Raw genomic sequence first — 9,263 nt, 5'->3', positions numbered from 1 at the left:
GTCCGTCCTGAAGAAGCGGTCGAGGTTCCAGATCACGGCATCGGCGTTGAACGCCGTGCCGTCATGGAATTTCACCCCGCGGCGGAGGTGGAAGATCCAGGTCTTCGGGTCGTCCGGCGCCTGCTCCCAGCGCTCGGCGAGGCCGGGGCGGAGCGGCGCCGGCCGGTCGGCGCGGGAGAGGTCCCAGAGCACCAGCCCCTCGAAGACCGGATAGCCGAGGAAGCGCACGCCCTCGAAGCCGTTGTTCGGCATCCCGGTGGTGGTCGGCACATCGGCCGCCGTCATGGCGATGCGCAGCACCTTCTGCTGCGCCTGCCCGGCCGCCGGCAGGGCGGCGAGCAGCGCGGCGAGGGCGAGGCCCCCGGCGCGGTGGAGGAAACCCATGGTCGTTCAGCTCCCGATTCCGTTCTGGGGCTGGGGCGATGCAAGGCGCGTGCAAGGCGCGAGCGGCGCCCCTGGTGACGCCCTTGCCGGCATTCGGGCCCGGGATGGCGGTAGGGATGCCGGCTTTGGCGGCGGATCAGGGTGGAAAATGGGCAGGACGCCTCTGCCCCTGGATGCCTGTTCGAAAATCCTGGCCATCCGGGGCGGGCTTCTGATTTGCTTCGGGGAACGAACACTCGCATCGCCGGCAGCGGGCCCCCCGCCACCGGCGACCAGCATCAAGAAGCATGTCGAACGTCCGCCTCGCCCCCGCCGCCCTGCCGCAGACGGACGCCGCGCGGGACCCCGCAAACCGCCCCGGTTGGCCGCAGGCCGGGCCCCGGCGGGAGTCCCTGCTGCGGCTACGGGTGGTGCTGGCTGTCGCCTTCGGGGTGCTCGCCTTCCTCGCCGCCGGTGGCGCTGCCCTGCTGGCGGAACGCGATGCCGGGGTGGCGCTGCGGCAGGAGGCCGGCAGCGCCCTCGCCGCCGCCGGGCGCGGCATCGCCGGGCGCTTGGCCATGGCCCTGCAGCAGCGGGTCCAGGAGATGGAATTCCTCGCCGCCCAGCCGGACATGCGCTCCGCCACGGCGACGGCGGAAGAGCGCCGCACCCTGCTGCACAGTCTGGCGGGGCGCACCCCGGCCTATACGATCCTGCTCTTCATCGACCCGGCGGGCCGCATCCTCGCCACCAGCGACGGCCGGCTGGAGGGTGCGCTGGTGGCGGAGCGGGAGTATTTCCGGCGGGGCCTGCAGGGTGCCTTCCTCGGCGACGTGCACGACGCGCTGCTGCTGCGCCGGGCCGATGGGGAGCCGCCCCGGCTGCTCGACATCGCGGTGCCGGTGACGGCGGCGGATGGCAGACGGCTCGGCGTCCTCGCCGCGCATCTCGACTGGAACTGGGTGGGGGCGCTGGGCCAGGACTCGGCAGCGCTGCTGGAGCGCCTGCAGCCGGGGGCGGAGATGGTGCTGCTGGCGAAGGATGGCCGGGTGCTGCTGGCACCCTCCGCCACCGCCCCGCCCTGGGCCGGCCTCGGCCTGGCGGAGCTGGTGCCGGGGCTGGCGCAGCCGCCGCCGGGCACAGGCGCTGTGGTGCAGGGCTGGCGCGCGGCGCCGGGCGGGCCGGTCCAACCCTACCTCACCGCCTGGGCCTGGAGCCGGTCCCGCATTGGGGTCGATCTCGGCTGGGTGGTGATGGTGCGGCGGGATCAGGCGGCCGCCTTCGCCCCGGCGCTCGCCCTGCGCAACCGGATCTTCGCCTGGGGCCTCGGCGTCGCGCTGCTGGGCGCGGCGCTGGGCTGGGGCTGCGCCACCCTGCTGGCCCGGCCGCTGGAGGCGCTGGCGGAGCAGGGGGGTGACGGCCGCCGCCCGACCAGCCGCGAGGCCGCGCTGATTGGGGAAAGGCTGCGGCGCAAGCGGGCGGATCTGGCCGATCGCGACCTGCTGCTGGAGGCGGCGCCGGTCGGCATCATCCGGGTGGACGGGGCGGGCCGCATCCTCACCGCCAACGCCGCCTTCCGGGCCATGCTGGGCCTGGGCGCCGGGGAGGCGGCCCTGCCCGCCGCGCCGCCGCCCGGCCCCGGCCCGGTGGAGGCCAGCTACCGCGGCGGCGATGGGCGGGAGGTGCCGGTGCTGCACCTCTTCCTGCCCCCTGATCCGGCGAGCGGGGAGGCGCATGGCTTCGTCATCGACCTGACCGAGGCGAAGCGGAGCCGGGCCGCGCTGGCGGCCAGCGAGGCCCGGCTGCGCGCCGTGCTGGATGCGGTGCCGGATGCGGTGATGCTGCTGTCGGCCGATGGCAGGCTGCGCGACGTGAACCCGGCCGGGCTGCGCCTGCTGGGGGCGGAGAGCGCGGCGGCGCTGGAGGGGGCGGAGCTGCTGCCGCGCATCGCCCTGCCGGACCGCACCGCCTGGGCGGCGCATTGGGCGGCGGTGCTGGCCGGCGCCACGGCGGGCTGGGAGGCCGGGATGCTGGCGCCGGGCGGCGCCTGCCTGCAGGTGGCGGTCTCCGGGGTGCCGCTGGCCCTGCCGCAGGGGCGGATGGTGCTGCTGCTCTGCCGCGACGTGACCGAGAGGCGGGCGGCGGAGGCGCGGCTGCGGGCCGCCCAGGCGGAGGCGATGCGCGCCTCCCGGCTCGGCGCGCTGGGCGCCATGGCGGCGGGGCTGGCGCATGAGCTGAACCAGCCGCTCAGCGCCATGTCCAACTACGCCGCCGCCGCCGCCCTGCTGCTGGAGCAGGAGCAGCCGGGGCCGGCGCGGGATGCGGTGCGCGCCGCCCTCGGGCAGACCCGGCGGCTGGGCGCCATCGTCCGCCGGCTGCGGGATTTCGTCGGCCGGGCGGAGACCGAGCTGGTGCTGCTGCCGGTGGCGACGGTGCTGGAGGAGGCGGCGGCGGCGGCGCGGGAGGCCCTGCCGGCGCTGCGGCCGGGCGGCGGGGTGGTGCTGGCGGTGGAGCCGCCCGCCGAGGCGGGCCAGGTGCTGGCGGACCAGGTGCAGTTGCAGCAGGTGCTGGCCAACCTCATCCGCAATGCGGTGGAGGCGGTGGAGGCGGCGGTCGGCAGTGCCGAGCGGCTGGTGGTGCTGAGCGGGCGGCGGCTGTGCCAGGGCGGGGTGGAATTCGCCGTGGCGGATACCGGGCCGGGCCTGGCCCCCGCGGTGGCCGGGCGGCTGTTCGAGCCCTTCGTCTCCACCAAGGCGGCGGGCGGGCTCGGCATCGGCCTGGCGCTCTGCCGCACCATCGTGGAGGCGCATGGCGGGCGGATCTGGGCCGAGAAGCGGGAGGGCGGCGGCACCGTCTTCCGGTTGCGCCTGCCCGATGCCGACATGGCGGGGGAGATAGCAGCCTGATCCCCACGAAGTCGCTGCGCGCCTTCGCGGGGGCCCCGGGAGGCGCTTGACGCCTGGCGCTTCGCACGGCCTGCCGCGGCAGGGCAGCGGCCGGTCAGGCGGGTCCGGCGTGCCGGCGCAGCTCCTCCAGGCAGGCGGCGTGGTCGGCGGTGCAGCCGCCCTCCAGCCACCAGGCGCGCACCGCCTGCAGCGCCCGGCCCATCGCCGCGCCGGGCGGCATGCCGAGGGCCAGCGCATCGCGGCCCTGCAGCGGAAAGACCGGGACGGGCGTGGCGGCGAGGCGGGCGCGGAGGGCGCCGCGCTCCACGCCATCCGTTGCCTCGGCCAGCCAGGCAAGGTCCTCCGCCAGCGTCGGGTCGGGCCGGCCCTCGCCTGCCGCGCGGAACAGCCAGCGGCGCAGCGCCTTTCCCTCCAGCGCCGGCGGTGGCGGGGGCAGGTCCCCGGCGCGGCGCAGCAGGGCCAGGCGCTCCTCGGCGGAGAATTTGAGCCGGGTGGCCAGCGCCGCCGCCCAGCCGGCCTTGCCCGTCGGCGCCAGCGCCGCCAGCCGCAGCATCAGCCGCAGCGGCGCGCCGAGCGCCAGCAGCCGCCCGAGCCGCGCGAGATCGATGCCCTCGCCCAGCACATGCGGGCTGGTCAGCACCCCGGTCTCCGCCATCAGCGCCAGCGCCGCCCCCGGCGCGGGCGCCGCCAGCAGCCGCTTCAGCTCCATCCAGACCCGCTCCGCCGAGAGCCGGGCGAGGCCCGGCACCGCGGCGCGGATCGCCGCCACCGCCGCCGCATCCGGCGCGCCGTGCCCGTAGCGGGCCTGGAAGCGGAAGAAGCGCAGCGCGCGCAGGTAATCCTCGGCCAGCCGCGTCGCCGGGTCGCCCACGAAGCGCACCTTGCCGGCGGCCAGATCCTCGGCGCCGCCGAAATAGTCCCACAGCTCCCCGGCGGCGGAAAGCGACATGGCGTTGATGGTGAAGTCCCGCCGCGCCGCATCCTCCCGCCAATCCGTGCTCCAGGCGACCTCCGCATGGCGGCCATCGGTCAGGACATCCCGGCGCAGGCTGGTCACCTCCACCGGCTGGCCGTCCAGCACGGCGGTCAGGGTGCCGTGGGCGAGGCCGGTCTCGAACACCTTCAGCCCGGCGGCGCGCAGCCGGGCCGCCGCCGCCTCCGGCGGCAGGGGCACGGCGACGTCCACATCCTGGATGGGGCGGCCGGCCAGGGTGTCCCGCACCGCGCCGCCTACCGCGCGGGCGCCGGGCAGGGCCGCCAGCACCGCCGCCGGCGCGCCGGCGGCGAGGAAGCCGGGCGGCGGGATGCGGCGGCGCGGCGGATCCTGGCTCATCTTGCGCTCCGGCCCTGGATCACCCTGCCATCCGGGCCGAGCTCGGCCGGGCGGTAGGCCTCATGCGGCTGGCTGCGGAGGGAGAAGCCGTACCAGGCGAGCCCCACCATGGCGCAGCCGAGCCCGGCCAGCGTCAGCCACAGCATCGCCGGCCGCGGCGCCAGGGAGGGGGCCAGGCGACGCCACGCGAAGAAGAGCGCGAAGGGCGTGAGGAAGAGCAGGATCTCGAAGAGATAGGGCATTCCGGGGTTACATAGGCGATATCGCCCGCCGGGACAGCTTGCGCCGGAAGGGCGGGCTGGAAAACCGCGGGTGGTGCGAACCGGTTGCTGGCGGCCTGTGGTGCCGGGCGGCTCCGGCCCCGCGCCGGACCGCTACCGGGGCTGGCGGCGGGGGTGCGGGTGAGGCTCCGCCAGCGCCGTTCGCGGCCCGCGCGGCGCTGGCGCCGAGGGGCGGCCTCGCTCCCGAGCAGGCCTTGACCATCGAGCCGCCGGAGGCGGGTGCTGAACGTGCGGGCGCGGCCGCGGGAGACGTTCGGGCCGAATACCGTGGCCCGGCCCGGCGCAACCCACGGGCGACGCGGCAGGGCAACGGATTGCGGGCGGCGACCGCCCCGCTCAGCGCGGCGGGTGCGGGTCCGCTGGCTCCCCGCGCAGGAGCCTGGCGAGGTTCACCAAGATCGCCGCCGTGGCGCCCCAGATGTAGTGGCGCTCATGCGGCCAGACCCAGAATTCGCGGGTGCCGCCCGCCACCTCCCGCCGGTGGCGTTCCGGCGCGCCGGGGTCCAGCACCACGGCGAGCGGCAGCTCGAAGGGCTCCTCCACCTCGGCCGGGGAGGGGGTCAGTTGCAGGGGCGGCGGCACCAGGGCGACGACCGGGGTGATGTGGAAGCCGGTGCCGGTCACCTGGTCCGGCAGCCGCCCCAGCAGCTCCGGCAGGCGGGGGTCGAGGCCGACCTCCTCCGCCGCCTCCCGCAGGGCGGTGGCTTCCGGCGTCTCGCCCGGCTCCATCCGGCCACCGGGGAAGCTCACCTGGCCGGCATGGGCGTTCATCCGCGCGGCGCGCAGCGTCAGCAGGATGCTGGGGGCCGGGTGGGTGACGATGGGCACCAGCACGGCGGCGCGCACATGCGGCGTCTCGGCGGGCGCGGGGGGCGGCGGCGCCGCGGCGAAGCGGGCGGCGATCTCGGCGGGCGTCACGCCCCCCGGCTTAAAGCAGAATGCCCCGCGGCGGAACCTGGGAAGGTCAGCCCCGGCCGCGCCCGGGCTTCCGATCTCGGAACCGGTAGCGGCCAATCACCAAGCGCCCCTGCCGAACCGGCCCGCCTGTTGCCCGACGCGGCTTCGCCGCGGCGGGCTGTGCGAGGAGCCATTTTACGGAGCAACTCTCGGGGCCCCCGCGATGGCGCGCAGCGACATCGTGGGAAACTACTCCGCCGCCTGGTCCAGGCCGGCGACCTCGTCGATGGGGAAGAACACGCCCTCGGACCAGACGCCGAGCATCTCCCGCCCGTCCACCATCTCGGTCTGGCCGAGCGCCACCAGCTCGTAGAACACGGCGCGGCTGAGCTTCGCCTCCAGCCCCGGGCGGATGGTCACATAGGGCTGCGGCTCCCGCGTCACCGGGCAGAGATGGACACGGATCGGGTGCTCGGCATTGGCCGTCACGATCTCGTCCAGGTTGGTGCGGAAGGTCAGGCACTGCTTCGGGGCGCTTCCGTCGCCGCAATCACAGTGTCGCCACCACATCTCGACGGCGAGGAAGGGGGCGTCCTCCACCTCGATCCGCCCGCGCTCCACCGGCGTTTCCAGCCAGTAGCTGCCATCTTCCTCCCGGCGCAGCACGCTGGCGAAGAGGCAGACCAGCTCCTTCCGGTTGATCGGGCTGCCCTGGTAGTACCAGGTGCCGCGGCGGTCGATCCGGATGTCGAACTCCCGCGGCTCGGGCCTCGGGCGGGGGCCGCCCCGTCGCGCGGGCAGGCTGCCACGGCTACATTCCTCAGCTTGCATCGCCTGGCGGTCCAGCAACTGCCTCACGACGCCCTCCCATTCACCGCTTTGTTCATGCCCTGCGCCGCCATAGGCTGTCCGTCCATAGGGTTCGGGGGAAGCGTCACCCTGTCCAATATCTGGTGCCTACTGCCGCGCCGATGGTTGACCAAGGGTTACTGCCCAAAAGCCTTTCTGCCCGGAGGCCGCTGCGGAGCCATCGCCTCCAGGGAACTCGCCCCCATATAGGGAGCAAGACTGGGATGATTGAAGTGGCCGAAACCGCAACAAGCAGCAGCGACCCCGCAACCCTGCTCGCCGAGGCCGAGGCGCTGGGCGATCGCCTGGCCCGGGTGCGGGAGGCGATCGGCAAGGTCATCTTCGGCCAGCAGGAGGTGGTGGAGCAGACCCTCATCACCCTGCTCTCCGGCGGGCATGCGCTGCTGGTGGGCGTTCCCGGCCTCGGCAAGACCAAGCTGGTGGAGACGCTGGGCGCCGTGCTGGGGCTGGACGCCAAGCGGGTGCAGTTCACCCCGGACCTGATGCCGGCGGACATCATCGGCTCCGAGGTGCTGGAGGAGAGCGAGGCGGGCAAGCGCGCCTTCCGCTTCCTGCCCGGCCCGGTCTTCTGCCAGCTTCTCATGGCGGACGAGATCAACCGCGCCAGCCCGCGCACCCAATCCGCCCTGCTGCAGGCGATGCAGGAGCACCGGGTGGCGGTGGCCGGCGTGGTGCATCCGCTGCCGGCGCCCTTCCATGTGCTCGCCACCCAGAACCCGATCGAGCAGGAGGGCACCTACCCGTTGCCGGAAGCCCAGCTCGACCGCTTCCTGCTGGAGGTGGAGGTGCGCTATCCGGACGAGGCGGCCGAGCGCGCCATGCTGCTGGCGACGACCGGCGCGCGGGAGGCCCGCCCGGTCCAGGCGATGACCGGGCCGGAGCTGGTGGCCGCCCAGGCGCTGATCCGCCGCCTGCCGGTGGGGGAGGCGGTGCTGGACGCCATCCTGAAGCTGGTGCGGGGCGCGCGGCCCGACAGCTCCCCGATGGAGGCGGTGCGCAAGCACCTGGCCTGGGGCCCGGGTCCGCGGGCGGCGCAGGCGCTGATGCTGGCGACCCGGGCGCGCGCCGTCATGGATGGCCGCCTCGCCCCGTCGGTGGAGGATGTGCTGGCCCTGGCCGAGCCGGTGCTGCGGCACCGCATGGCGCTGAATTTCTCCGCCCGGGCGGAAGGGGTGCGACTGGCCGAGGTGATCGAGGCAATGACGGGGGAGCTGGCGTGAGCTCCGGCCGAAGGCCCCCCGATGGCCGGTAGCGCCGCCCTTCACGCCGAGGCCCTGGCCGCCACCCTGCCCCCCCTGGTGCTGGCGGCGGAACGGGTGGCGCAGACGGTGCTGCAGGGCGTGCATGGCCGGCGCCGGGCCGGGCCGGGCGACGCCTTCTGGCAATTCCGCCCCTTCCTGCAGGGCGACGCCACCGGCCGGATCGACTGGCGGCAGAGCGCCAAATCGGACCGGCTCTTCATCCGCGAGACGGAATGGGAGGCGGCGCAGACCATCGCCCTCTGGTCCGATGCCTCCCGCTCCATGGAATGGCGCTTCTCGCCCGCGCGGCCGACCAAGCGGGAGCGGGCCGAGCTGCTGCTGGCGGCCCTGGCCGCGCTGGCGCTGCGCGGGGGCGAGCGGGTGCGGTTGATCGGCGGGCCGGGCGGCGCCCATGCCGGCCGTGCCGGGCTGGCGCCGCTGGTGGAGAGCCTCTCCGCCATCGCCAAATCCCGTGCCGTGCCGGCGCCGGACCCGGATCTGCCGCGCCATGCGCGTGCCGTGCTGATCGGCGATTTCATGGCGCCGCTCGAGGAGATCCACGCCGCCATCACCGCCCTGGCCGCCTGGCCGGTGCGCGGCCAGATCGTCCAGGTGCTGGATCCGGAGGAAACCACGCTCGGCGATGGCAACCGTGCCTATGCCGGCCGCGTCCTGTTCGCCTGGGGCAAGGCGGGCGAGACGGTGCTGGTGCCGCGGGTGGAGGAAGCGAGGCCGATCTACCAGGAAAGGCTGCGCCGGCACCGGGAGGGCATCGCCGCCATCGCCGCCGCCGCCGGCTGGGGATTCCTCAGCCACCATGTCGATCAGCCGCCCCAGGCGGCTCTGCTGGCATTGTGGCAGGCGCTCGCGCCAGAGTAGCAGCCATGCCGATGATACCCAGCATGACGTGTGCTGCCTTGCCGAGCCGTCACGCCTTTGGCCCATGGCTTGCTGGTAATTGGTGCGGATGCTGACCCTCGGCCCCATCGCCTTCGCTGCTCCCTGGCTGCTGCTGGCCCTGCCGGCCCTGCCGGTGCTGTGGTGGCTGCTGCGCGTCACCCCGCCGGCGCCGCGCCGCCTGGGCTTCCCGGCGCTGCGCCTGCTGCGGGATCTGCCGGTGGTGGAGGAAACCCCGGCGCGCACGCCCTGGTGGCTGTTGCTGCTGCGGCTGGTGGCGGCGGGGCTGGTCATCCTCGGCCTTGCCCGCCCGGTGCTCGGCCCCGGCGGCGCGGCGGGCGGGGAGGGGACGCTGCTGCTGGTGGTGGAGGATGGCTGGGCCTCGGCCGCCGATTGGCCGGCCCGCATGGCGCTGGCCGGCGCCGCGCTGGACCGCGCGGGGCGGGAAGGGCGGCGGGCCGCCCTGCTCGCCACC

9 protein-coding genes are annotated in these 9,263 nt (G+C 75.2%); 4 read left to right on the top strand and 5 right to left on the bottom strand.

Features of this window, described 5'->3' with window-relative positions; all coding sequences use genetic code 11:
* On the bottom strand, positions 1-384 hold a 384-nt coding region (locus NJ376_RS28930), incomplete at its 3' end, for an ABC transporter substrate-binding protein (protein WP_305880027.1).
* Positions 385-671: 287 nt separating this feature from the next.
* On the opposite strand from NJ376_RS28930, the gene NJ376_RS27140 reads away from it, so the two are divergent.
* Positions 672-3,269, top strand: coding sequence for an ATP-binding protein (locus NJ376_RS27140; RefSeq protein ID WP_252956487.1), 2,598 nt, complete (start codon positions 672-674; stop codon positions 3,267-3,269).
* A gap of 94 nt (positions 3,270-3,363) precedes the next feature.
* Here NJ376_RS27140 and NJ376_RS27135 read toward each other — a convergent pair whose 3' ends face one another.
* The 4 genes from NJ376_RS27135 to NJ376_RS27120 all read right to left on the bottom strand — a co-directional run bounded on the left by NJ376_RS27135 (position 3,364) and on the right by NJ376_RS27120 (position 6,638).
* The gene (locus tag NJ376_RS27135) at positions 3,364-4,602 is read right to left on the bottom strand and encodes a CCA tRNA nucleotidyltransferase (protein ID WP_252956486.1); all 1,239 of its coding nucleotides are present in this window, start codon (positions 4,600-4,602) and stop codon (positions 3,364-3,366) included.
* A complete protein-coding gene (locus NJ376_RS27130; RefSeq protein ID WP_252956485.1) occupies positions 4,599-4,844 on the bottom strand; it encodes a hypothetical protein in 246 nt (81 codons plus the stop codon). The genes NJ376_RS27135 and NJ376_RS27130 overlap by 4 nt, the downstream gene beginning before the upstream one ends.
* Before the next feature lie 375 nt (positions 4,845-5,219).
* Complete coding sequence (locus NJ376_RS27125; RefSeq protein ID WP_252956484.1) at positions 5,220-5,801, bottom strand: CoA pyrophosphatase; 582 nt, start codon at positions 5,799-5,801, stop codon at positions 5,220-5,222.
* A 228-nt stretch (positions 5,802-6,029) separates the two neighbouring features.
* A complete protein-coding gene (locus NJ376_RS27120) occupies positions 6,030-6,638 on the bottom strand; it encodes a DUF1285 domain-containing protein (RefSeq protein ID WP_252956483.1) in 609 nt (202 codons plus the stop codon).
* A gap of 215 nt (positions 6,639-6,853) precedes the next feature.
* Between NJ376_RS27120 and NJ376_RS27115 the strand changes: the two genes are divergently transcribed.
* From NJ376_RS27115 to NJ376_RS27105, 3 genes are all read left to right on the top strand, one after another.
* Entirely contained in the window at positions 6,854-7,870 is a 1,017-nt protein-coding gene (locus tag NJ376_RS27115; protein WP_252956482.1) for an AAA family ATPase, read from the top strand.
* A 21-nt stretch (positions 7,871-7,891) separates the two neighbouring features.
* Positions 7,892-8,770, top strand: a complete 879-nt coding sequence (locus NJ376_RS27110) for a DUF58 domain-containing protein (protein WP_252956481.1) — start codon at positions 7,892-7,894, stop codon at positions 8,768-8,770.
* An 88-nt stretch (positions 8,771-8,858) separates the two neighbouring features.
* Positions 8,859-9,263 (top strand): BatA domain-containing protein (locus NJ376_RS27105; protein ID WP_252956480.1); only part of this gene is annotated, 405 nt, incomplete at its 3' end.

Source organism: Siccirubricoccus soli (assembly GCF_024178315.1).
GTDB lineage: Bacteria > Pseudomonadota > Alphaproteobacteria > Acetobacterales > Acetobacteraceae > Siccirubricoccus > Siccirubricoccus soli.
Note: the sequence above shows the minus strand (reverse complement) of the source record. Positions and strands in the feature narration are given on the sequence as shown.

What these genes read in the sequence shown, in the direction of transcription:
- NJ376_RS27140 (WP_252956487.1), top strand. Translation starts at nt 672, where the DNA reads ATGTCGAACGTCCGCCTCGCCCCCGCCGCCCTGCCGCAGACGGACGCC.
- NJ376_RS27115 (WP_252956482.1), top strand. Translation starts at nt 6,854, where the DNA reads ATGATTGAAGTGGCCGAAACCGCAACAAGCAGCAGCGACCCCGCAACC.
- NJ376_RS27135 (WP_252956486.1), bottom strand. Translation starts at nt 4,602, where the DNA reads ATGAGCCAGGATCCGCCGCGCCGCCGCATCCCGCCGCCCGGCTTCCTC.
- NJ376_RS27110 (WP_252956481.1), top strand. Translation starts at nt 7,892, where the DNA reads ATGGCCGGTAGCGCCGCCCTTCACGCCGAGGCCCTGGCCGCCACCCTG.
- NJ376_RS27130 (WP_252956485.1), bottom strand. Translation starts at nt 4,844, where the DNA reads ATGCCCTATCTCTTCGAGATCCTGCTCTTCCTCACGCCCTTCGCGCTC.